24 protein-coding genes are annotated in these 24,550 nt (G+C 46.3%); 11 read left to right on the top strand and 13 right to left on the bottom strand.

Annotated features, from left to right (window positions below):
* Positions 1-22: 22 nt before the first annotated feature.
* Complete coding sequence (locus tag NO559_RS09240) at positions 23-451, bottom strand: Lrp/AsnC family transcriptional regulator (RefSeq protein WP_258331532.1); 429 nt, start codon at positions 449-451, stop codon at positions 23-25.
* Between the two features lie 149 nt (positions 452-600).
* Here NO559_RS09240 and NO559_RS09235 point away from each other — a divergent pair, with 149 nt between their 5' ends.
* Complete coding sequence (locus NO559_RS09235; RefSeq protein WP_258331531.1) at positions 601-1,770, top strand: type III PLP-dependent enzyme; 1,170 nt, start codon at positions 601-603, stop codon at positions 1,768-1,770.
* An 87-nt stretch (positions 1,771-1,857) separates the two neighbouring features.
* Here NO559_RS09235 and NO559_RS09230 read toward each other — a convergent pair whose 3' ends face one another.
* Positions 1,858-2,751, bottom strand: coding sequence for a LysR substrate-binding domain-containing protein (locus NO559_RS09230; protein ID WP_258331530.1), 894 nt, complete (start codon positions 2,749-2,751; stop codon positions 1,858-1,860).
* A gap of 133 nt (positions 2,752-2,884) precedes the next feature.
* Between NO559_RS09230 and NO559_RS09225 the strand changes: the two genes are divergently transcribed.
* The 7 genes from NO559_RS09225 to NO559_RS09195 all read left to right on the top strand — a co-directional run bounded on the left by NO559_RS09225 (position 2,885) and on the right by NO559_RS09195 (position 11,233).
* Positions 2,885-4,345 carry an NAD-dependent succinate-semialdehyde dehydrogenase gene (locus NO559_RS09225; protein ID WP_258331529.1) on the top strand — a complete coding sequence of 487 codons (1,461 nt, stop codon included), beginning with the start codon at positions 2,885-2,887 and terminating at the stop codon, positions 4,343-4,345.
* 39 nt (positions 4,346-4,384) lie between these two features.
* Positions 4,385-5,734: an aminotransferase gene (locus tag NO559_RS09220; RefSeq protein WP_258331528.1), complete on the top strand. Its 1,350-nt coding sequence runs from the start codon at positions 4,385-4,387 to the stop codon at positions 5,732-5,734.
* Positions 5,735-5,850: 116 nt separating this feature from the next.
* Positions 5,851-6,813, top strand: coding sequence for an agmatinase (speB, locus tag NO559_RS09215; protein WP_258331527.1), 963 nt, complete (start codon positions 5,851-5,853; stop codon positions 6,811-6,813).
* 529 nt (positions 6,814-7,342) lie between these two features.
* On the top strand, positions 7,343-8,206 hold the full coding sequence (locus tag NO559_RS09210; RefSeq protein ID WP_258331526.1) for a mechanosensitive ion channel family protein: 864 nt from the start codon (positions 7,343-7,345) through the stop codon (positions 8,204-8,206).
* Between the two features lie 44 nt (positions 8,207-8,250).
* The gene (locus tag NO559_RS09205; RefSeq protein WP_258331525.1) at positions 8,251-9,348 is read left to right on the top strand and encodes a DUF21 domain-containing protein; all 1,098 of its coding nucleotides are present in this window, start codon (positions 8,251-8,253) and stop codon (positions 9,346-9,348) included.
* A 42-nt stretch (positions 9,349-9,390) separates the two neighbouring features.
* The gene (locus NO559_RS09200) at positions 9,391-10,365 is read left to right on the top strand and encodes a magnesium transporter CorA family protein (protein WP_258331524.1); all 975 of its coding nucleotides are present in this window, start codon (positions 9,391-9,393) and stop codon (positions 10,363-10,365) included.
* Between the two features lie 13 nt (positions 10,366-10,378).
* Positions 10,379-11,233, top strand: a complete 855-nt coding sequence (locus NO559_RS09195) for a mechanosensitive ion channel family protein (protein ID WP_258331523.1) — start codon at positions 10,379-10,381, stop codon at positions 11,231-11,233.
* A gap of 59 nt (positions 11,234-11,292) precedes the next feature.
* On the opposite strand, the gene NO559_RS09190 is transcribed toward NO559_RS09195, so the two are convergent.
* Genes NO559_RS09190 through rimK form a run of 8 tightly spaced genes read right to left on the bottom strand, consistent with a single transcriptional unit; the run spans position 11,293 to position 19,027 of the window.
* A complete protein-coding gene (locus NO559_RS09190; protein ID WP_258331522.1) occupies positions 11,293-12,066 on the bottom strand; it encodes an outer membrane protein transport protein in 774 nt (257 codons plus the stop codon).
* 41 nt (positions 12,067-12,107) lie between these two features.
* Entirely contained in the window at positions 12,108-12,488 is a 381-nt protein-coding gene (locus tag NO559_RS09185) for a hypothetical protein (RefSeq protein WP_258331521.1), read from the bottom strand.
* Positions 12,489-12,518: 30 nt separating this feature from the next.
* Positions 12,519-13,841 (bottom strand): dicarboxylate/amino acid:cation symporter, encoded by a 1,323-nt coding sequence (locus tag NO559_RS09180; RefSeq protein ID WP_258331520.1) that lies wholly within the window; start codon positions 13,839-13,841, stop codon positions 12,519-12,521.
* A 30-nt stretch (positions 13,842-13,871) separates the two neighbouring features.
* The gene (gene ptsP / locus NO559_RS09175; RefSeq protein WP_258331519.1) at positions 13,872-16,106 is read right to left on the bottom strand and encodes a phosphoenolpyruvate--protein phosphotransferase; all 2,235 of its coding nucleotides are present in this window, start codon (positions 16,104-16,106) and stop codon (positions 13,872-13,874) included.
* Positions 16,107-16,144: 38 nt separating this feature from the next.
* On the bottom strand, positions 16,145-16,582 hold the full coding sequence (locus NO559_RS09170) for a RimK/LysX family protein (RefSeq protein ID WP_258331518.1): 438 nt from the start codon (positions 16,580-16,582) through the stop codon (positions 16,145-16,147).
* 1 nt (position 16,583) lies between these two features.
* Positions 16,584-17,078 (bottom strand): mechanosensitive ion channel family protein, encoded by a 495-nt coding sequence (locus tag NO559_RS09165; protein ID WP_258331517.1) that lies wholly within the window; start codon positions 17,076-17,078, stop codon positions 16,584-16,586.
* Positions 17,079-17,080: 2 nt separating this feature from the next.
* Positions 17,081-18,112: a succinylglutamate desuccinylase/aspartoacylase family protein gene (locus tag NO559_RS09160; RefSeq protein WP_258331516.1), complete on the bottom strand. Its 1,032-nt coding sequence runs from the start codon at positions 18,110-18,112 to the stop codon at positions 17,081-17,083.
* 9 nt (positions 18,113-18,121) lie between these two features.
* Positions 18,122-19,027, bottom strand: coding sequence for a 30S ribosomal protein S6--L-glutamate ligase (gene rimK, locus NO559_RS09155; protein ID WP_258331515.1), 906 nt, complete (start codon positions 19,025-19,027; stop codon positions 18,122-18,124).
* 192 nt (positions 19,028-19,219) lie between these two features.
* Here rimK and NO559_RS09150 point away from each other — a divergent pair, with 192 nt between their 5' ends.
* Positions 19,220-19,432: a hypothetical protein gene (locus NO559_RS09150; RefSeq protein ID WP_258331514.1), complete on the top strand. Its 213-nt coding sequence runs from the start codon at positions 19,220-19,222 to the stop codon at positions 19,430-19,432.
* A 27-nt stretch (positions 19,433-19,459) separates the two neighbouring features.
* Here the strand turns inward: NO559_RS09150 and NO559_RS09145 are convergent, their stop codons facing one another.
* The 3 genes from NO559_RS09145 to ald form a co-directional block, all read right to left on the bottom strand.
* Complete coding sequence (locus NO559_RS09145; protein ID WP_258331513.1) at positions 19,460-20,308, bottom strand: LysR family transcriptional regulator; 849 nt, start codon at positions 20,306-20,308, stop codon at positions 19,460-19,462.
* Positions 20,309-20,391: 83 nt separating this feature from the next.
* Positions 20,392-21,351, bottom strand: coding sequence for a hypothetical protein (locus NO559_RS09140; protein ID WP_258331512.1), 960 nt, complete (start codon positions 21,349-21,351; stop codon positions 20,392-20,394).
* A gap of 388 nt (positions 21,352-21,739) precedes the next feature.
* On the bottom strand, positions 21,740-22,861 hold the full coding sequence (ald, locus tag NO559_RS09135; RefSeq protein ID WP_258331511.1) for an alanine dehydrogenase: 1,122 nt from the start codon (positions 22,859-22,861) through the stop codon (positions 21,740-21,742).
* 140 nt (positions 22,862-23,001) lie between these two features.
* Here ald and NO559_RS09130 point away from each other — a divergent pair, with 140 nt between their 5' ends.
* Both NO559_RS09130 and NO559_RS09125 read left to right on the top strand, forming a co-directional pair.
* Positions 23,002-23,484, top strand: coding sequence for an Lrp/AsnC ligand binding domain-containing protein (locus NO559_RS09130; RefSeq protein ID WP_258331510.1), 483 nt, complete (start codon positions 23,002-23,004; stop codon positions 23,482-23,484).
* Positions 23,485-23,494: 10 nt separating this feature from the next.
* Positions 23,495-24,454, top strand: a complete 960-nt coding sequence (locus NO559_RS09125; protein WP_258331509.1) for an AEC family transporter — start codon at positions 23,495-23,497, stop codon at positions 24,452-24,454.
* Positions 24,455-24,550: the final 96 nt, after the last annotated feature.

Genomic DNA, 24,550 nt, shown 5'->3' with positions numbered 1-24,550 from the left:
GCATCGCTCCGGCGTAATTTTTTTATAATAATTTAGAAAGTAGTATTAAGGTGGATGTGCGAGTTACCCCTTCCATACAACCAATTTCTTCCAGCTGCACATCTAACTCCTCGGTGGTAGGCTCTTGCAACATGGCTATCACATCATAATCGCCATTCACTGAATACAAAGATTTTATCGCGGGTATTTTTTTAAGCTGGTTGCACACCTCGCGGTTTCTTTTTGGGTCTACCGCAATCATGGCGTGGGCGCTAACCAAATTGCGCTGGTAATCAGGGTTAATATTAATCGTGTAAGACTGTATTACCCGCGACTTTTCTAGCCGCCGTATGCGCTCCTGCACAGTGGCCCGGCTCACCCCCAGCGCTGCTGCCAGCTGAGTAATGCTCTCGCGGCTATTGGTGGTTAGTAAGTCTATAATCTTGCGGTCTAATTCGTCCGTTCCCGTCATAAAGTCGCCCAAACCTTCTATATGCTATGTAAATTTATCAATATGGAAGTATATATAGCGCAATTTTTACAGTATGACCATATATTTTGCCAGTAGCGCTACTTAACATAGCCACATTATCCAACCGTTATATTTTTAAGGAATACGCGATGTTAGGTGCACAAGCCACAGTAACAAACCTAGAAGCCCAAAACGCCGTGGCGGCAGCCACTGCAATTAAGGCTGATATTAATACCCTACGCCACTTTGTTGCCAACAATTACCAGCGCCCTACTCTATTGCTAGAAGAACAAATATTGCGCGCAAAAGCCCGCCGCTTTATGGCTGCCATGCCCAGAGTACAGCCGCACTTCGCGGTAAAATGTAACCCTATTCCTGAAATTTTAAGCATCTTTAACGATGAGGGTGTACGTTTTGAAATAGCCTCTAAAAAAGAGCTAGAGCAATTAATTGAAATAGGCGTAAACCCAAAAGAGGCGTTTTACAGCAACCCTATTAAATCCCCCGAGCACTTAAAATTTGCCGTAGACAATGGCGTAGAGTGGTATGTGGTGGACTGCATAGACGAGCTCAATAAAGTCTATCAAGCTAAGCCCGATGCTAAATTTTACCTGCGCCTGCACACCTCTAATGAGGGTTCAACTTTTGAGCTATCCAGCAAGTTTGGCGCTACCGGCAGCGATGTTAAGGATATTATTAACGCAGCGGTTGCTCTTAAGGCCGACTTAGCCGGCGTTACTTTTCACGCAGGCTCACAGTGCCTAAACGTACAAAACTGGGTGATAGGGATACGCGCTGCGCGCTCGGCCTTTGACGAAATGTTAGCTGTAGGCTTAAAGCCGCGGCTATTAAACTTAGGCGGTGGCTACCCCGTAGAACTAGGTAGGCCGGTACCCAGCATAGAAGAAATAGGTGCCGCGGTTAGCGCCGAGCTGGCGGCCTTCCCTGATGAAGTACAGGTTATCGCCGAACCCGGCCGCTTTTTAGTCGCCGACAGTGGCCACTTTGTATGCCGTGTTGCCGGTACTGCTACCCGTGGCGGCCAGCGCTGGTTATACCTAGACACAGGTTTTTACGGCGGCCTAATGGAGTTTGATGATATGCCTTATCGCCTACAAACCGACAGACAAGGCAGCCTTATCAACTGGCGTCTAGCAGGCCCTACCTGTGACTCTATAGATACTTTTAAGCTTAGCTATAACCTGCCTGAAGATTTACAGGCCGATGATTTTATTTATATAGAAGCCGGTGGTGCCTACACCAACTCAACGGCTAGCAATTTTAATGGCTTTGATATTCCTGACGTCAAAATCATCTAACACCGTGTTTTATAGTCGTACCTCACGACCCTAGTGTTGCCCCTCTTTTAGAGGGGCTTTTTTTTGCACTGTATATACCTGCTACAGCTATTCCTCCGGCAGCATCAGGTGGCGACGTAAAAACTCTTCAAATAGCCGCACCCGCACACTGCGCTTTTCTTTTTTATTCATCACTAGGTAATGACTCTCTTTAGCCTCTACGGTGTCATCAAATAAACCCACCAGCTGACCGCTGTTAAGCTCGCGCTGCACATCTACCCGGTCTAATAGACCTATGCCAAAACCCTCGCGCACAGCGGTAAGCACTTGGTAAACATCTTGAAAGTAAATCTCTTGCCGGGGTGAGCCCTGTATACCTGCTGCGGCAAACCACGGCTCCCAATAACCGTGGTGATCGTGCAGTATGGGATAGGCCAACATATCTACCGGTTTGTGCACCAGCTGCTCAGGCCGCAACAGCGAAGGGTGGCACACGGGAAAATAGCGCTCACGAAATAACTCCACACTGTCGCGCTGGCCCAGGTCGGGCTTGCCGTAGCAAATCGCCACATCTACCTCAGAGGGTAAGTCGCGCTGCTGTGGGTTGATATTCAGCAGCCGCAGCCTAATTTCAGGGTAACGCTGAGCAAACTCGCCCATGGCCATTACCAACCAACCGGCGCTAATAGAAGGTGTTGAGGCTATGGTTAAACTGCCGCTCATAGACTCAGGGTCTAGGTAGAGCGTGCTCTCGGCAATCTTGTCCAGGCCTTCTTGCAAACCGGTTAATAAGCGCTGGCCAGCTGAGGTCAGGGCCAGGCGGTTGTGGCTGCGATCGAACAGCTCTACGGCTAATAGCTCCTCCAACTGTTTCACTTGGCGACTCACGGCGCCGTGTGTTACCCCCAGCTCAACAGCCGCCTTGCGTAAGTGGCAGTGCCTGGCCGCCGCTTCAAAGGCCCGCATGGCGTTTAAGGGCAAGTTTCGTCTCGATAGAATCACGGTATCACCTATGGCTAATATCTATGCAATGGTTAAATAAAGTCACCAATATGGTTCTAATATATCGATTGTCGTGAGAAAAACAAATGCTAGAATAACCTTTGTCTCATGTATTACTTTTTTGGAGCGCATAATGCCCTTAACACTTAAAGATTCTAGCCTTCTTAAAGGTCAAGCCTACATTAACGGTCAGTGGATAGATGCTGATAGTGGCGCCACCTTGGTAGTCGACAACCCCGCCAATGGTGCTGTCATCGGTGAAGTGGCCCGCTGTGGCACCGCCGAAACCAAGCGCGCGATAGACGCCGCTGAAGCCGCCCGCCCAGCTTGGGCCGCCAAGAGTGCCAAAGAGCGCGCCCAGCTAATGCGCAACCTTTACAACCTGATGATGGAAAACCAGGAAGACCTGGCCAAAATCCTAACCGCCGAACAAGGTAAGCCGCTAGCTGAAGCCCGTGCCGAAATCGCTTACAGCGCCAGCTTTTTAGAGTGGTTTGCCGAAGAAGGTAAGCGCCTATACGGCGATGTTATCCCTTCAACCAGCCCCGACAAGCGCTTTGTTGTGATCAAGCAAGGCATAGGTGTGGTTGCCTGTATCACCCCCTGGAACTTCCCCAGCGCCATGCTGACTCGTAAAATTGCCCCCGCCTTGGCGGCTGGCTGTACTACAGTTTGTAAGCCTGCTAACTCTACCCCTTACTCGTCTTTTGCCATTGCGGTATTAGCCGAGCGCGCCGGTATCCCCGCAGGTGTTATCAATATTATTGCCGGTGTTACCAATGAAATTGGCGACGAGCTAACCAGCAACCCCATCGTGCAAAAAGTAACCTTCACCGGTTCTACCCCTGTGGGCAAGCACTTAATGGAGCAGTGTGCCAAAACCGTTAAGCGCACCTCTATGGAACTGGGCGGCAACGCGCCCTTTATCGTATTTGACGATGCCGACCTAGACGCCGCTGTAGCCGGCGCCATGGCTTCTAAGTACCGCAACTCAGGCCAAACCTGTGTATGTGCTAACCGCATATTGGTACAAGAAGGTGTTTACGACGCTTTCGCCGAAAAGTTTGCCGCTGAAGTTGCCAAGCTTAATGTTGGTGACGGCAGCCAGGCCGATACCAACATGGGCCCCTTAATTACAGAAAAAGCCGCCAACGAAGCTGAAAAGTTTGTTGAAGATGCAGTCAGCAAAGGTGCAACCCTATACGCCGGTGGCCGCCACGAATTGGGCGGTGCTTTCTACAAGCCCACCGTATTAACCAATGTTTCTGCCGATATGCGCGTAGCCCAAGAAGAAATCTTTGGCCCTATCGCACCGTTAATTAAATTTAGCACCGAGCAAGAAGCTATAGATATCGCCAACGACACCGAGTACGGCTTAGCCTCTTACTTCTATTCCCGTGACATAGGCCGTGTATGGCGTGTTAGTGCAGCCTTAGAGTGCGGCATCGTTGGTATAAACGAAGGCATTATCTCTACTGAAGTAGCGCCCTTTGGCGGCGTTAAAGAGTCAGGTAATGGCCGCGAAGGTTCTAAGTACGGTTTAGAAGATTACACAGAAATTAAGTACCTCTGCATGGGCGGTCTTGATAAATAAGACCAATAACAAAGCAAGACAATTGAATAGGAGCAACCAATGAGTTCAATTATTTACCCAACCACTAGCTTCAAAGCGACAGAGCAGTTGATTTTAGAGCGCGGCGAAGGCATTTACGTCTACGACAACCAAGGCAACCAATACCTAGAAGGTATGGCTGGCCTGTGGTGTACCTCTTTAGGTTATGGCAACGAAGAGTTAATCAGCACTGTTGAAGAACAAATGCGCAAATTAACTTACAGCCACATGTTTGGCGGCAAAAGCCACCAAGTCGGTATGGACTTGTCTGACAAGCTTACTGAAATGGTGCCTGTAGATAATGCCAAAATTTTCTACGGCCACTCAGGCTCTGATGCCAACGACTCGCACATCAAAATGTTGCGCTACTACTTCAACGCTATTGGTAAGCCTGAAAAGCGCAAAATCATTACCCGCGAGCGCGCCTACCACGGTGTAACCGTTGCTGCCGGCTCATTAACCAGCTTGCCCGTTAACCTAGCGCACTTTGATTCACCACTAGAAGCTTTAGGTATTTTGCGTACTGACCACGCCCACTACTACCACGGCGCACAGAATGGCGAAACCGAAGCGCAATTTGTTGACCGCATCACCGGCAACTTAGAGAAAATGATTTTAGAAGAAGGCCCCGAAACTATCGCGGCGTTCATCGCAGAACCCATTACCGGTGCCAGCGGCGTTATCGTGCCACCAGCGGGTTACTACGAAAAAGTTCAAGCCATCTTGAGCAAGTACGACATCTTCTTCTGGGCTGACGAAGTTATCACTGGCTTTGGCCGTACCGGTAACGACTTTGGTTCTACGACTATGGGTATTAAGCCAGACATGATGAGCTTTGCTAAGCAAATGTCTTCCGCTTACTTCCCCATTTCAGCCTCGGTAATACGCGGCGACATGTACGAAGCCATGATTGACCAGTCTGCTGAAACCGGCGTATTTGGCCACGGCTACACTTACTCAGGTCACCCTGTGGGTTGTGCGGTTGCGTTAAAAGTGATGGAAATTTATCAGCGCGACAACATCTTCGAGAAAGCCGCTAAAACCGGTGAATACATGCAAAGCAAAATGGCAGCGTTTAAAGATCACCCACTAGTGGGCGACATACGCGGTGCCGGTATGATAGGCGCGATTGAATTAGTGGCCAACAAAGACAAAGGCACACCTTTCGCGACGGGCGCTGTAGGTGGCAACATCATGAAAACCTGTCAAGACAACGGCCTGATCGTGCGTGCAGTTGCTGGTTCTAGCGCCGCCTTCTGCCCACCACTAGTAACCACCGAAGCTCAAATCGATGAAATGTTTGAGAAGTTCGGCAAGTCTCTAGATCAAACCTTAGACTTTGTTAAAAAAGAGAACCTGCTTGTTGATTAAGCCTTAACAAGCGCCCCCCGCCTTGAATGGCCAAAAGCCATTCAAGGCAACTTAAGTACATACCGCTTAAGTGCAACTTAATCAGTACAACTTAAATCGTATTACAGGTCATAGTCATGAGTGATAACAAGTTTAACCAACCGCTAGGCGGTAACGAAATGCCACGCTTTCACGGCCCCGGCACTATGTTTCGTTTACCTTCACAAAAAACCGCTGCCGGCCTAGATATGGCCATTATCGGTGTGGGCCTAGATATAGGCACCAGCAACCGCAACGGCACCCGTTTTGGGCCGCGCCAAATTCGCGCTGAGTCCGCCATGGTAAGACCTTACGGCATGGCCACCCAAGCCGCACCCTTTGACTCTTTCCAAATTGCCGACATAGGCGACGTGCCGTTAAATACCTTCAACCTATTAAAGTCTATAGACATTATTGAAGACTTTTACAGCGAAGTTTTAACCCACGACGCCAAGCCTGTGACGTTGGGTGGCGACCACACCATTGCCCTGCCCATCTTGCGCGCGCTGCACAAAAAGCACGGCAAAAAACTAGCCCTAGTACATGTGGACGCTCACGCCGACATTAACGACCATATGTTTGGCGAAGCAATTGCCCACGGCACCATCTTCCGCCGCGCGGTAGAAGAGGGCTTGGTCGACGGCAACAAAATGGTACAAATCGGTTTGCGTACCACCGGTTATTCTGCCGATGATTTTGAGTGGACCCGCGAGCAAGGCGGCAGAGTCGTGCCCGCCGAAGAATGCTGGCACAAATCACTAACGCCTTTAATGGCCGAAGTGCGCGAGCAAATAGGCGAAGACACGCCCGTTTACTTAACCTTCGACATCGATGGCTTGGACCCCTCTGTAGCACCCGGCACCGGCACCCCCGAGCCCGGCGGCTTAACCAGCATACAAGGCATAGAGATTATTCGCGGCTGCCACGGCCTAAACCTGGTGGGCTGTGATTTAGTAGAGGTATCGCCTCCCTATGACAACACCGGCAACACCGCTTTGCTGGCTGCCAACTTAGTATTTGAAATGCTGTGCTCTTTCCCCGGTTGCATACGCAGAAACTAAACGGCGTTTATTACATAAGCTTTTAAAGGGTCTCCCCTTTTGTGCCCGCGCAGCCCACAAGCTCGCGGGCTTTTTTATGTTCAGGAAGAACGGTATGCCGCGAGCGCATGGACGCGCAGGAGCGGCGATGCACAGGATGTGCGGTATACCCAATGGCCAAAACGCTGCGCGGGCCACGCTGAACGTTTCACGGGGCAGGCTCTGCCGCGAGCGCAGGGCCTACCCCGTGTAGCAGTATTTTTGCGAAACGTCTTGGGTATGGAGACCCAAGACACTCGCGTTGCTCACGGAGCCAGCTTTGCGCAAGAACGGCGATGCACAGGACGTGCGAGCAGGTTGTTGCCAACAACAGAGATTGGCTAATAGCCCATAAAAATAGCAATTAATATCTATAAGCCCTTTCTTAAACTTCATCCCCCCTCGATAATAGCGCTACTATTAGACTAAGCTTAAACAGCAGCATAGCTAGATCAGTATTTACATTATCACCACAGCCACTTTACATAGCCACAACTAGAGCCCTATTGCGATGGAAGCCAGCATTACCGATCACAAATTTATCACCTCAGGCCTGTTGATTGCCGCAGCCTTGTTAATACGCTGGTTTGTGATTTACCACCTTAATAAACAGCACTTCCGCGACGACGATAACAGCCGCCGCTGGATTAATAGCGCAAAAAATGCCACTAACCTGATTATTTTAATGGGCTTAGTATTTGTGTGGATTACCGAGCTGCGCTTTGTAGCGCTATCTATTGCCACTTTTATCGTTGCTCTGGTTATTGCCACCCGTGAGTTTATCCAATGTTTTTTGGGCTCTATTTATCAAGCTAGCACCCGCTCATTTATTGTTGGCGATTGGATACAACTTGGTAACCAGTGTGGCAAGGTAGTCAGCACCGACTGGCTAAGTACCCGGCTACTAGAGATAGATATAGAAACTTGCAGCTATCAAACTACGGGCAAAACTCTGTTTATACCCAACAATCAATTTATCGTACACCCGGTTAAAAACCTCAACCATCTGCGTAAATTTATACCCCACACCATCTCTATTATTAGAGAGGCCGATACCGTTAATGTATTTGACTTTAAAGCTGCCGCATTAAGAAAAGCTAAAGAGTATTGCCGCGAATATGAGGGCTTGGGTAAGCACTACAGCTACCCAGCCAACAAACGCGCCCGCCAAGAAATTAATGAGCATGAGCCCAGCATACGCATTAGCAGCACAGCATTGGGCAAGAATCAATTTGATATCACCGTATACTGCCCACCTCATGAAGCGGTAGCAATAGAGCAAAAACTAACTAAGTATTTTATGGGACTATGGTATAAAGCTCACAAACTGGAAAAACACAGCCCACCACCTAGCGATGATGAAAGCCCACAATAAGCACCCAGCTATTAAAATTCGCCAAACAATAATAAGGCCACATTATGAGCAACGATATATTTATTTGGTTAGGCATTGCATTTTGCCTCTCACAATCTGCGGTATTTTCCGGCCTTAACCTCGCTTATTTTAGCCTTAGCCGATTGCAGCTAGAGGTGGAAGCCGGGCGCAGCAATCAGGCGGCACTAAAAGTGTTAAGCCTGCGCGAAGACTCAAATTTTTTGCTGGCAACTATACTGTGGGGCAATGTTTCTATTAATGTATTGCTCACACTATTATCTGATTCAGTATTAGTGGGCTTATACGCCTTTTTATTTTCATCGGTGGCTATTACTATCTTGGGTGAAATCATTCCCCAGGCCTACTTCTCACGCAACGCCCTAAATGTAGGCTCACTGCTAAAGCCGGTCATCAATTTCTATCAACTGCTGCTATACCCTGTCGCCAAGCCCACTGCGATTATGCTCGATGGCTGGCTAGGCAAAGAAGGCATCACCTATCTTAGGGACAAGGAGTTAAAAGGTATAATCAAAGCCCATATAGACTCTGAAGAAGCCGAGGTAGAACATGTAGAGGGTATAGGAGCAATTAACTTTCTCTCAGTAGAAGATATACAGGTATCACAAGAAGGCGAAGTGTTAGACCCCGCCAGTATTATCGAACTCCCTTGCCGCCTTGATTTACCGACCCTACCCGAACCAGGTTCGGATGAATTTCGAACCTTCATACAACAAGTACATAAATCAGGCCATAAATGGGTAGTGCTCACTGACAATAAACAACAGCCGCAATTAACCTTGGATGCTGACGGCTTTATACGCTCTGCACTACTGGATAATAAAAGCTCAAGCACTAACGACACCACTGCCGCCAATTTTGACCCCTACCAATTTTGCCATCGCCCTATAGTGGTAAAAGATAGCCGGCTAAGCTTAGGGGAGGCCATGAAACTGTTAAAAGAAGCGGCAGGTAAAGACAGCCTTTCCGACGAAGTTATGGATAAAGACATTATTCTTGTTTGGACAGCAGAACAGTGTAGAGTTATTACTGGCGCGGATATTCTAGGGCGGCTATTAAAAGGCATAGGCTCGGTACCGCAACAAGCCGGCACAAAAACTAACAGCAGCGATAAAAATAACTAGGCCAGTAAGGCCAGCCATATAATAAAGTATATCGAGGGCTATATGATTAATACCTATCTATATCATAGCGACAACAAAGTCAGTACAGGTCACCAAGAACAAATTGCTATGTGGCAGCAAGATGCCCACAAAAAAATATGGATTGATATCCAATACGATGACCACAATATAGAGCAATACAGCGAACTACTGGCCAGCCTAGATTGCCATCATCTAGCCATTACCGATACCTTTAGAAAACGCCACCCACCCAAGGTGGAACTGTTCGATGATCATATTTTTTTACTGTACAAAGGCATACACGCCATAGAAAACAATTTGAAATATGTACATCAACAGATAGCGTTCTTTATTAGTGAACGCCTGCTAATTACGGTACACCCGCAAGTATCATTAGGTATCAATGCCGTACTGGCCGCCGAAAAGTCTAAAGCGACTTTTTCACCGCCTATTATTATAGCCTTGGATATTATTCATAAGTCTGCCGGCATTTATCTCGAGAGAACACTGGACTTTGAAAACGAGATTAGCGCTATAGAGGACGAGTTACGCAGTGAATCCAGCGAAAGCGCACTGCTACAACTAGCCAGCTATAAAGCTGAACTGATCAAATTAAAACGTATATTTAATTATCACAACGCCATATTTGCCCAGCTAAAAACTTACGACGACGAAGAATTGCCTATTGATAGCATTAGTCACGCCCATAAAATTAACGATGTCGCCGAGCGGCTAGAACGTTTGCACAGCTTATCGCAAATGCACTACGATATTTGTGGAGACATGATAGACAGCTATATTTCCATTACCTCGCACCAACTCAATATCACCATGCGTATATTAACTGTGGTAACTGCGATTTTTGTGCCACTGACATTTTTAGCGGGCATTTATGGTATGAACTTTGAGTATATACCTGAGCTAAAATATAAGTTTGCCTACCCCGCGCTAATGATAACCATGTTTTTTATGGCAATTACCCTAACAATTATCTTCAAGAAAAAGAAATGGTTCTAAGTAAGGATTAAGCATGGAAAACGACAACATATGGCAAACGCCTGTATTACATGTAGGTAACTACACCCTAGTCACCAGCCAAGTGCTGACTTTTGTCGTGGTTTTACTCGTCACCTATATCATTGCCCGAATTATCCGTAATATTTTTTACCGCCTTACTCATAAAGATAGCTCCATGACGGTGGCGCACCTTTATATTATCGGGCGCTTTGCCCAATACAGTATTTATGTTGTCGGTTTTGTGCTGGCAATATCTGTACTGGGTATAGACATGGGCAAGCTAGCCTTAATGGCCAGTGCCTTGGGTGTGGGTATAGGCCTGGGCTTACAAGGGATAGTCAACAACTTTGTTTCTGGCTTGGCAATTTTATTAGAGCGCAGCCTAAAAGTAGGCGACTTTATTGAACTAGACTCGGGCTTAACCGGCGAAGTGATAGAAATACATATGCGCGCCACATTAATAAGAACCAATGATAATGTAGACATACTCATACCCAACGCCGAACTCACTAATGGCAAAGTGATCAACTGGACACTGGAAGAAAGCGTCAGACGTTTTCGCATCCCTTTAGGGGTAGCTTACGGTAGCGACAAAGAACTGGTAAAAAAAGCCGTATTAGAGGCCGCTAACAGCGTAAGTTACACCATTAAAACCCCGGGCCGAGAACCTATAGTATGGATGAGTGGCTTTGGCGATAGCAGCCTTAACTTTGTGCTGGGCGTGTGGGTAACCGCCGAACAAGTTAAACGCCCAACCGCACTCACCTCCGATTATTTATGGGCCATAGATGATCACCTACGCAAATACAAAATAGAAATCCCCTTTCCACAAAGGGATTTACATATACGCAGCGATCAAACCAAATAAAATCAGAGAGCTAAAAACAAGGCCGGTATCAGCCTAATGCTGATACCGGCCTTAGCTAATCACCAACGTATTGCCAGCCCCAGGCCTATACGCTCACTCTTATCGGCTTTGTTTAACCCCTTGTGATAACCCACATCTAAATCCAACTCTGGACTGAGATGGTATATAACCCCTACTACCATAACCGCCGCGGCATTACTGCGGGCAGCGATAGGATTTTGCCGGTAGCCTATATCAGCCACCCAGGTCCATTGCGCACTGCTTTGATACAACACAGCGCTGGAGAGCTGCCAAGTATGATCGCGAAAACGACTATCACTTTGATGCTGATACTGCCAACCGGCATTGACCAACCACTGCCAAGACTGCCACTGTTTTTGCGCCACCAAATTGGCAAAGCTGAGTAATTCTTCGTCGCCCAAACCTTCGTCTTCATCGCCATTTAACAAACCCAAGCTATAGGTGGCCGCCATGCTAAAACTGTCGCGCCCTAAAAAGCGCCACTTAATATTAACACTGCCATCGCCTATGCCTTTAGTAGACTCCACCCGCCTATGAGACAAATGGGTATAGGGCACAAAAATGCTTACATCGACGGCATCGCTCAGCCCTAAGCTCCACACCATATCTAAGCTGCGCCGGTTAACACCTTCAGAATCTTCATTGATCCTATCCCAGCTTAGCTCTAGCTGTTGCCTGCCCTCACCTTGGGTGCCAGTATCATCCGAAATCAATGGGTGGGCAGCAAAACTCACTGCAGCGTTAAATAACAGGCTGCAAGCAGCTAGCAATCGCAGTGAATTGCTATTGATTATTGTTTTTGTATAGGTCATTTATTCATCCAGCATTTTACAGACTTTACAGCTAACAGCGATTACTGACCAGCAGTGTCAAAGTATAAACGGATAGGCAATTTTAGTGACTTCCCTACATAGATGACTACACCGACTTTATCGTTATTACTATTATTCTCTATTTTTTTATAGGGCAATAACTGAGGGATAATATCATCTTTGGCGGATTTAACTTGAATAGCACCTAGCTCATATTCGGATAAGGGTATTGTCAGTGTAATTTTGGTATAGCCCTGCTCGCTATCAAACTCTACAGCAACAACCTCTACCGCCATCTCTTCACCAACAAAACCTGGCTCTAAGGTTAGTAAGCCTGTAGAGATTACGTCAGCAGCCATAATATTGCCTACCCAAAACATCAGCAACACAGAAAATATAACTCTGACTTTATTTTTCAACATAGCTTACCCTTATTTACCCATAACGTTAGATTAAGTATCTTTTTCTATCAGTTGCTCTGCCACACAACACAGCACTACATCACCCAATACATTGATTGCCGTTCTGCACATATCCAGCACCCTATCAACACCCAGCAGTAAAGCGACACCAGCGGCTGGTATACCTACCCCTTCTAGCACCATACTCAAAATCACAATACCTGCACCGGGAGTAGCCGGCGAGCCTATAGACGCAGCCACCGCCATGGTAACCACAAAGGCATAACTAACCATGGTCAACTCCACTTGAAAAACCTGCGCTAAAAATACTGTGGCCACACCTTGGTATAAAGCGGTGCCTGTCATATTAATCGTCGCCCCCAAGGGCACTAAAAACCGGGCGATACCCGGCCTTATAGACAATGTATTTTCAGTAAGCTGCAAAGTTAAGGGCATAACAGCTGCCGAACTACTGGTAGAAAAAGCCAATAACAATAGTTCTTTCAGCTCTTTAATAAAAAAACTCAGCGATATTTTACCTACCAGCTTTACTACCAGCAGATAAAAAACCAATAGTACTAATAAACCTAGTAATACTGTAATGACATACATCAACATACCCGCCAGTACATTAATACCAAGATTAGCCACTAAGCGAGTAATTAAACCAAATACCGCAAATGGTGCTATATACATAGCCCACGACACCACCCGCATACTGACTTCCTGCAAAGCCCCCAGCAAATCAAACAGCGGCTTAGCCTGTTGCGCAGGTATAGATATTAAAGCGACACCTAAGATTGCTGCAAATAAGATCACCTGCAACATCTCACCAGAAACCATAGAGGCCATAGGATTTTTAGGGAAAACTGATAATAATTTTTCTGGTACATCTGCTGCGGCAGGCAAGCCTTTTTCTGCACTGACTACATTGCTAGCGGGCATCTGCACTTCCAAAGCTGTGCTATCTATATAGCGCCCGGGCTTAATCAGCTGCCCCAAACCTATGCCGGTAAGCGTCCCCAGAGCAGTGGTAAAAATAATAAACACCAAGGCAAAGGCGCCTATCTTTTTTAATGAGCCTATATCATTATTGGCTGCCAGGCCCTTAACGACTGAGGCCACCACTAATGGCACTACAATCATTTGTATTAGCGCTAAAAATACCTGCCCAGGTAACGCCAGCCATGCCGTTATCAATCTAACTGTGTTTAGCTCAAACAGGCCTAGCTCCGGCCCTAGTAAAAGCCCAAAAATAACCCCCAGTCCCAGGCCGATTAATACCTTTAACCATAAACGCCCGGCAATGAGGCTTTCTAAGCGATTACTCAACAGCTTTAGTGGTGAGGTATCTATAGCATCAGTGATTTTCATCGATCCTCCTAAGGCTGGCTAATGCTGTATTTATAATGTTTCAGCCAAATTAATTTTTTGTATAAAGTCATTTGCCAGCTTTCGTATTTCTATCACATTATCTTTTTCTAATGCTTTCTGTAATAGCGCTTCAGCTTGCTGCTTAACTACATGCCTAATCAAATACTTTATTTTGGGTAATTTAGACGACCCCAAACTAAATTTGGTCACCCCCATGCCCAATAACAACAGCACAGCTACTGGGTCAGAGCTCATTTCACCGCATATAGATACGGGTATGCGATATGATTTTGCGGTATTAATAATACGATACAGCTCGTGCAGTACCGCCGGGTGCACATGATCAAAGCGGTTGGCCACCCTAGAGTTATTTCTATCCAGCGCTAAAAGGTACTGACTTAAGTCATTGGTACCCACAGAAATAAAATCAATTTTATTTTCCCAAAAAGGTAGCTGTGAGATAGCGGCTGGCACCTCTATCATCACGCCAATTTTTGGCATTTCAACCGCATAGCCCTCAGCACTCAGTTGCTGCATAACCTTGCTCAGGCAATCGCGAAACTCATCTAACTCCTGAGTTGAGGACACCATAGGTATTAATACATGCAATTCATTATGACCTACCGAGGCCCTTAACATCGCCCTTAACTGAGTAATCAGCAGCTGTATATTATCCAGCGAAAAACGTATACCTCGCCAACCTAATGCCGGGTTTTCCTCTATACCTAAGGGAAAATAAGGTAATTGCTTATCACCGCCCACATCCAATGTACGCATATAAACCGGTTTACCCTGATAGGCCTCTAAGACTTTTTGATAAACCTGCACTTGCTCATCTTCAGTAGGAAAGCTATCTCGTATCAAAAAAGGAATTTCGGTTCTATACAAACCCACCCCATCGGCGCCATGTTTGATACCTGGTGACAAATCTGCCAGTAAGCCCGTGTTGACAAATAATTTTACCGCCACACCATCCAAGGTAGTAGCAGGCTGATTTTTCAGTTCATCGTAAATTGCATTTTTAGAACTTTCTTTATTAGCCAGCTCGTTATAGGCCGATATAATCATGGGGCCAGGATCAACAAATAAACGGCCAGCATAACCGTCAACAATTAATTGATTGCCAGCACTGGGCAAACGTTTATCACTCAAACCCATTACCGCGGGCACGCTAAGCGCATTGGCGATAACTGACACATGGGACAGCAACGACCCCTCACCAGTGACTATAGCTACTAGGTTGTCACCCGAATATTCAGAAATATGAGAAATATCTATCTGCTTACCTACCAGTACATATGGCTTACTGGTATCAATATTTTTAACGCCACCCTCATCCAGCCATAGATTGTAGAGGCGATTGCCCAAATAACGTATATCATCGGCCTTAGCCTTAAGATATACATCTTCCATAGCATTAAAAACACTGATCAATTGCCCTACTGCTTTTTTCAGCGATGAAGGCAAGTTGTAGCCAGTATCTATAAAGGTTTCCACCAAATTAATAAACATGGGATCTTTGAGAAACATTTGCATAGCAAAAAATATTTCATCAATATTTCCCATATTCTTTTGTGAGATAGTGGCCTTATCACTGTCAATCTGTTGATTTAAGGTAGCAACTAAGTGCTTTAAGCTCTGTTTTTCTTGCTGTGGATTTTCCGCATAGGCAGTTTTCACTTCCTCCACCGAGCGTGAAGAAACAATAATGGCGGAGCCCATGCCTATACCCGGCGAGCCAGCCACACAGCTAATCCCCAGGCTATCATCATCAAGGCCATCGCTGATATGAATAGTCCTAACAATAATGGCTAAGTGTGATGACAGAGTTTCCAAAAAAGCTTCACTGGCTTTATCCAATAATTGTGGCGCTACCGTTTGTACCACTAACACCCCCACCACTACGCCGTGATCGACTAAAGGGGTAGCACAAAAACCGTGAAATTTTTCTTCGCCACTTTTAGGCACAAAAAAGTAGCTGGGGTGATCTGGAGCGCTACATACATTAAGGGTATGTTTACTTTCCACCACGCGCCCCACCAGGCCCTTACCCTGTGGAATAGTAATAGGCTGTGAAGCATCCAAACCATGACTGGCCAATAACACTAAATTATTATTGCTGTCAGTTTGATAAAGCGAACAAACATCCACCCCTATAGATTGACTGACTGAATTAACAATCATCTCAACCTGCTCTTGCGGTGAATCTATATAAGAGACAGCTGTCGTAATACGGGTTAACTCAGAAAGTACATTATTATCCATATCAGCCCATCAACAGTTTATGGCCACAAGTAGCGGCGCTATTTACCCAGCAAAAACTCCTCGCCGGGATCTACCACAATACGACCAACCATCGCCTGGCGGCCTAACAGCATTAAATAACTCATACCGGATCTATCGGTTAAGGTTAGGTCTATGCGCCATTTGTCTTCCCCCAACTGAAAGAGTGTATCCACTACATAGCGGTGTTCACTGCTTGCATTAGAGCTTTTAATAATACGCATGCCTTTAACTTTGGCGTTACGCCTAACAATTTGATCAACATTATGGATATCAGGGTGTATATCAAAGCTCACCCATTTTTCATTATTTTTTTCAAACTCGCTGATATTATCTACATGCAGAGAAGAGGTTTTGGCACCGGTATCTATGCGCACATTCATTTTGCTTATTTCTAATTCCGGCAAGTCGCACAGCTCCAAAGCGCCCACCATTATTTTTTTAGTTTTACTTGTCACCTTAGGCGTCCTTTTTCATTGCTATCAGATTTTGAAACACCATAGTCGTTGGCATAGTCAACTTATCACCATCGTCCATTTCTAAAATCAAATGAAACAAAGTTATCTCTCTTAACACACCACCTACGGATTTTTCTCTATCTTTATCCCATATAATAATTTCATCACCCACTTTATAAGGAAAAAAGAAAAAGATAATCACGCTAGCAGTCAAATTACTTAAAATGGACCACTGCGCAAACAGCGCCACACCAATAACAGCAAACACTGATGACACAAAAATATCAACATCTGAATAACCCACCCCTAAAGTAGCGGCCACCACCACAGTAACTATACAAAATATAAAAAACTGAAAAGTTTTTTGTAATTGAAAAATTCGGCTGGTACCTACCTCTTTGGCGTTACCTAAGCGCTCTATCCAAGTAGCTATTAAAGCATTGATACGCAAGCCTACAATTAAAACCGCCAAAATCACCAATAACTTCATTAGCATTATTAAAACCCATTATTATCATCGATAGTCACTGTCAAGTTATCTTGCAATATCCCTAAGTTTTCCAATACTCCATCGTGCTGTTTAAAAAAGGCAATATGATACATAGCCTCACCTTCCTGCACTAAGGGGATATTTTGTTTACCTATAATTATGCCTTCTACAGGGCTTTTAACCACATCTAGCGTTTTACCATAGGGATCAGAAATAACGGCTAACTCGTCTTTTTCCTCTACATAGTCACCCAAAGATTTTTTATGCGAAACCACGCCGCTATCGGTTGCTCTCACCCAAGTACTGTTATGCGCTACAAAAGGCTCTACCAAAGGTTTTTTGGAGCGCGTTTTTCTTAGCATATCCAAATGGCGCATAACATTAATAATGCCTTTAACTCCAGCGCGGATAGATAATTCATCAAAACGCAGTGCTTCACCCGCCTCGTACAACAACATATTAACACCGGCTGATGCGGCACTTTCACGCAAAGAACCATCGCGTATATCGGCATTTAACAACACCGGCACCCCAAAGGCATAGGCCATAGCCTTAGTGGTTTCATTAGACAAATCGGCACGTATTTGCGGTAAATTACTACGATGTATAGCGCCTGTATGCAGGTCTATACCGTAGTCACACTTTGTCACAATTTCGTTTAGAAATATTTTAGCTATACGGCCTGCTAATGACCCTCGAGACGAGCCTGGAAAGGAACGATTAAGATCGCGCCTATCAGGCATATAGCGGCTTTGGCTTAACACGCCATAGACATTAACTATAGGCACCGCGATTAAAGTACCCTTTAAATTTTTGATCGATGGGCTATTGATCAATCGGCTAATAATTTCTATACCATTAAGCTCGTCACCGTGAACAGCTGCACTCACTAATAAAATAGGGCCATCCTTTTTTCCCCGTTTTACAAACACCGGTATAGGCATAGGCGTATCGGTATACAAATGTACAGAAGGCATCTCTATACGTTTTTCTTCACCGGGCTTAATTTCTACCCCAGCAATAATTAACTCTTTAGCCATGATTTATAATCAGCCCTTGCCTTTAGTTTTTGTTTTATTAGGCTTTGCATCTTTTGCAATAAACTCAAATACCATTTTCGCCACATCTTTTTTAGTGGCCGCCTCTATACCCTCTAAACCGGGAGAAGAGTTAACCTCCATAACCACAGGGCCGTGGTTAGAGCGCAATATATCCACACCACACATATTAAGGCCCATGATTTTGGCAGCACTCACTGCTGTTTTTCTTTCCTCTGGCGTTAGCTTGACTAACTCTGCTGAGCCGCCGCGGTGCAAATTAGAGCGAAATTCACCCGCTGCTGCCTGACGTTTCATAGCGGCAACAACTTTCTCACCAATAACCAAGCAACGTATATCGGCGCCACCGGCTTCTTTTATATACTCCTGCACCAATATGTTAGCTTTTAGCCCCATAAAGGCCTCAACTATGCTTTCCGCAGCCTTTTGGGTATCCGCTAACACCACTCCTATGCCTTGGGTGCCTTCTAATAGCTTAATCACCACCGGCGCACCACCAACATTTTTAATTAAATCGGTAACATTGTCAGGATGATGAGCAAAGCCCGTACGCGGCAAGCCTACCCCCTTTCTAGATAACAACTGCAAAGAGCGCAGCTTATCTCTAGAGCGGCTAATAGCAACCGACTCATTGATAGAAAAAGTGCCCATCATTTCAAACTGCCTAACGACAGCAGTACCGTAAAATGTCACCGAAGCACCTATGCGCGGTATCACTGCATCATATTTAGGCAATGACTTCCCTTTATAGCGCACACTGGGCTTGCTGCTGGTGATATCCATATAGCAATGCATGGTATCTATCACATCAACTTCATGACCAAGCGCTGTGCCCGCCTCAACTAATCGGCGAGTAGAGTAAAGCTTTGAGTTTCTGCTGAGTATCGCTACACGCATAATTATTCTCCATTATATGAGGCTAAGTTAAATTTTCGCGGAGTCTAGGGCTAAGTGCCCCCCGTGACTAGAATAATAGCCTGTTTTTATTCAATATTTTTTATTTTCGACAATAAAAAATATTTGTTTTACTTCGGTAGGCTCTATAGCCCATATTCCAAGCCCTTGGACGTAAAAGATAGAGTTTAGAGTATGAGTGATTATATCGATATAGATAGCAAGGACGACCATGACACAGCCCCTGCCCTGCATGAGCTGCGCGAATTAGAACCCGTCTGTGAGGCGCTCAACAATAGCGATCGCATGCGACTACTTACCGCAAGACGCCGCAGAATTGAAGACATGCAAGAAGATCGCAAGCTCAGAGATGACCTAGGCCTTTATGAAGCGGCTTCTGGCTATTAAACCTTTTAATCCAGTCGCCAAAAGCCCCTAGGATTGCAAAATAGGCAGCAGCTGCTCTATCAAATCTAAACGTTCGTTATTTGAACGATAGATAATGCATACTTCACGGCCAAAACTGGGGGCAGCATCAACCATTCGCATAGCTGGCACCGCGCCACTCTCTATACCTGCCTCGACCATGGTTAGCGGTAAAAAAGCCGAAGCCGGACTCTCAGCCATAAACGCCTCAGCGATAGAGGCCATAGTGGTATAGAGTATAGCTGGGGCGGCCTCACTAAAACGCTTGGCATGAAACATATTAAAAGCCGTACCCCAATCCACATAAATATAATTCTCCTTTAACGCATTCTTTGCATTAACATCAGGAATAGTAGTGGCCAATACCAACTTCAACTTACCCGCCGAAGCTACCGTCAGCTCAGGTACGCTAGGCGCGTCAAACACAATAGCCACATCCAGCGCACGCTCCATCACCATGCGCAACAAGTCATCGGCACCATGCACCTCTGAACGTAAAGATAGCTGGGGGAAGGCTCGATATATAGCTGCCAACTTATCTTGATAAGCATAATTCCATAAACCCGCCGTAGCACCTATACCCAACTGATCTTTTTGCTCGACTTTTAAAGCCACATCTTGCCGTGCGCGACTCCAAGCCAGCAACATAGTCTCCGCATGAGTAATCAAGCGCTCACCCTCGGCGGTTAGCTGTATGTTGTTGCGTTTACGGATAAACAGCTGCACCCCAAAATACTCTTCCATCTGCTTAACACGGGCGCTGACCGCCGCCTGGGTAATATATAAATTATCAGCAGCCTTACCAAAGTGGCGGGTGTTTTTAACTTCTAAAAACGTTTTTAACAGCTCTATATCCATAATTAATAAACCAATACTTTCGCTTTATTTTGTTTCACGCCATTAAGATGGCGAACGGCAAGCATAACAACATTGCAGCAACGCTATGCCTGCTTAGCACTCATCAACCAATGCCTAGCCTTGTGCAACTCGTGGCTATAAACCCAACGAGCCAGAATAGCCATGATCACTAAGGAAAAAAACAATCGCCCCCACAACACTACAGCGATATCGGCCCCAAGCAACATAATCAGCAGGGTATCTTCAATCAGGCCATGACATAAAGCCAAAAAACCAAAGGCTAAAAATATATCCCTTGCGCTAAGCCGACCACTGGCCGCTTCCTGTATCAATAAGGCCCCACCAAAACTCAGCCCCAGGGTAATGCCTATTATGGTGGTGTCGGCAGCGCTATTACTGATTTTTAATAAGCGCAGCAAGGGCGACATCAGCCAATGCATTAGCCGCTCTACCCCCAGCCAACGCAATATTCTTAACAGCGTCATCAAAGACGCAATAATCGCAAAAATCATAACATAGGTTTTTAACTGCTCTAGCAGCCACAACCATAAACTACTCTCTACCACCTCGGGTTGCCACAGCATCACCGCTGGCTGCTGGCAGCAAGCACTAAGCTGATAAAAACCATTCAGCAAAATACCCAGCAATAAAGCACCACCTATGCGCAGCAATAGCGTGGCCCAAAGCCTAACACCCGCCTTTTTAGCTATTGCCACTTCCACCGGTAAACTATGGGCCAGCAACATCATCGCCCCCAGGGTAGATATTTGCGCCACACTCAGCGTCTGCGCACCCATAAGCTCATAAAACACAATCATGCCCGCATAAATATTAGTGCTCATGGTAGCCGCCCACACCAAGCCCATGGCATCAGGCAAACCCACCAGCGCCATTAAAGGCGACAACAACAGTGCCAACCACTCTATAGCCCCCACCATAGCCAAGGCCTTAACCACCAAGCTGACCGGAATCATGATTTTCATAAGAGTGATGTAAACACGGAACACTTCCATGCTCAGCTTTTTGCATTCTGAAAAAAACATTGGATGGCTAGCCTATCAACAGCAGGGATTTAAATAGGTGACGCAATGGCTGCAAGATAGCGCAGCTAATCAGTGAATAAAAGCAGTAATCAATAAAACGCCAGCCGCCATTAAAAGCGAAGCCCAACGTTTGCTAAGGGTAACGAAGACTCGCCCTGCAGTCGCGGGGCAGGCTTTGGCGGAAGTGCAGATTTTGCAGCGTGACATGAATGTCACTAAGTAGAGCAACGCAGGAGCAATTGCCGAGGAGCAAAAATCTGCCCGCACCTCCTGTGCATCGCCGCTCCTGCGCATCCATGCGCCCGCGGCATACAGCACTTCCTGTGCATAAAAAAGCCGCCGTTACTTGCGTAACGGCGGCCTAGTAAGACCTGAATGGAAATCAGACTTATAAAGTAGCTACAGCTTCTTCAGGCGCTACGTAATCGTAACCTAAAACATCTGCAACAGGCTTATAAGTGATCTTGCCACCTAATACGTTTAAGCCTTCCATTAAGTACTTGTCGTCCAACAACGCTTGCTTAGCACCTTTGTTAGCAATAGTAACGGCGAAAGGCATAGTCGCGTTAGTTAAAGCCATAGTAGAAGTACGAGCAACACCACCTGGCATGTTGGCAACACAGTAGTGAACTACGTCGTCAACTACATAAGTAGGATCTTGGTGAGTAGTGGCTTTAGAAGTTTCGAAACAACCACCTTGGTCTATAGCAACGTCAACAACTACAGAGCCTTTCTTCATCATCTTGATGTGCTTGGCAGTTACTAGCTTAGGCGCAGCAGCACCTGGGATTAATACCGCACCGATAACTAGGTCAGCATCAACAATCAACTGATCCATGGCGTCAGCTGTTGAGTAAACAGTCTTCAAGCGGCCATCAAATTCAGTGTCTAATTGACGTAGACGAGGTAAAGAGCGGTCTAGGATAGTTACGTCTGCACCCATGCCTACAGCCATACGAGCTGCTTGAGTACCAACAACACCACCACCAACGATTAATACTTTAGCAGGAGCAACACCTGGTACGCCGCCTAACAATGCACCCAAACCACCTTGAGCTTTCTCTAAGTTGTGAGCACCGGCTTGGATAGACATACGGCCAGCAACTTCAGACATAGGCGCCAACAAAGGTAAGCCGCCAAAAGGAGAAGTAACTGTTTCATAAGCGATACAAGTAGCGCCTGACTCAACTAGCAACTTAGTTTGCTCTGGGTCTGGAGCCAAATGTAGGTAAGTAAACAGAACCTGGCCAGGACGTAGCATTTTACACTCGTTAGGCTGTGGCTCTTTAACCTTGATGATCATGTCAGCAGTGGCGAAGATCTCTTCTGCTGAGTCTATGATTTTTGCGCCAGCTTCTACGTACTGCTCGTTTTCGAAACCGATAGCAGCACCGCCATTGTTCTCAACAATAACGTCGTGGCCATTTACAACTAATTCTTTAACACCAGCAGGGGTCAAACCTATGCGGTATTCGTGGTTTTTAATCTCTTTAGGTACGCCGATCAACATAAAAAATTCCTCAAAAATAGTAAACAGCAACGCACACATTGCATTGCGCCATATTAATCGAAAATAATCAGTTGATTTATTATTAAATTAATATATTTTTAGTGCTTTCAACTAGCACATTCCAATGAAAAAGGTTTTTTATGGCATCTAAGAATAATGACCCTCGCCCCTTAGACAAAATTGATAGGAATATCCTCCGAGAACTGCAAAAAGACGGCCGAATCGCCTACGCTCAGCTCGCTAAGCGGGTGGGTTTAAGTCCCACGCCCTGTGTCGACAGGGTAAAACGCTTAGAGGCCGATGGCGTTATTCAGGGCTATAGCGCCATTATCAACCCCGAAGCCGTCAACGCCTCACTGGTGGTATTCGTGCAAATCCGCCTTAGCCGCAGCTCCAAAGATGTCTTTGAAGACTTTAGTAAAGCCGCGGGCTTATTGCCAGAAATTCAGGAGTGCCATTTAGTTTCAGGAGCCTTTGATTACCTTATTAAGGCCCGCGTGGCAGATATGGGCTCATACCGGGAGTTTTATGGCGACACCCTGCTCACCCTGCCCGGGGTAGAGGTGTGCACCAGCTATGTGGCTATGGATCAGGTCAAAGAAACCCTGCACGTAGGCATATAGCGGGCCATTGATGAATACAGCCTATCTGCAAGCCCTAGAGTTCACCTTCTCGGTGACTGCTCCCGTGTTTCTAATTGTGTTTTTGGGGTTATACCTCAAACGCAAACAGCATATTAACGATGAGTTTATAGGCATAGCCTCCGCACTGGTCTTTAACATCTGCCTGCCTACACTCATGTTTTTATCCATACTCAACAGCGGTATCAACCTTGCAGAGCAGGCCCGGCTAGCTATTTTTGCCGCCCTGGCCGCCATTATTAGCTTTTATAGTTTTTGGTGGCTGTCCCCCCTGCTCACCCAAGACCCGCAAGATAGAGGGGTAGCTGTACAAAGCGCCTTTAGAAGCAACTTAGGCATAGTGGGCATAGCCCTGTGTGCCAAAGCCTATGGCGGACCGGGCCTGGCAGTGGGAGCCCTACTGCTGGCGGTGGTTACGCCTATTTACAATATACTCTCTATTTATGCACTCACTAAAAGCCTGCGCCAAAACGAAAAACTGCAATGGCATAGGCTGTTCTTAGACATTATCAAAAACCCCTTAATCGTGAGCATAGCCTGCGCCTTAATAGGCCTGGCTATGGGCTGGCAATTGCCAGCCATTTTAGATGAAACCGGCCGCTACCTAGGTAGTATGACCCTGCCCCTGGCACTGATTACCATAGGCGGCAGCCTTTCGCTGTCAGCCTTAAAAAAAGCCAGCAGCCTCTCAGCCTATACCGTGTTTGCCAAACTGGTGCTTTTGCCCGCCGCCGTCACCCTTGCGGCCTGGTGGTACGGGCTAAGCGGTGTAGAGCTAGGCTGCCTGGCACTGATGTTTGCCAGCCCCACCGCCGCTGCAGGCTTTGTTATGGTGCGCGCCATAGGCGGCAACCATCAACTGGCCTCTAACACCATAGCCCTAAGCATGCTGGGCAGTGCTATTAGCATTAGCCTATTGCTGTATTTATTGCGGCTAAATGCCCTAGCCTAAGCAACAGCATGCCCTAGATCGCAAAGTGGCTAAACAAACTTGTTAGATAGCCTCTAAGCCTTTATCATTCGGGGCCATTTTTTATACTCTTACGCT

Source organism: Dasania sp. GY-MA-18, assembly GCF_024734385.1.
Lineage (GTDB): Bacteria > Pseudomonadota > Gammaproteobacteria > Pseudomonadales > Dasaniaceae > Dasania > Dasania phycosphaerae.
This window is presented reverse-complemented; position numbering and strand designations above follow the sequence as displayed.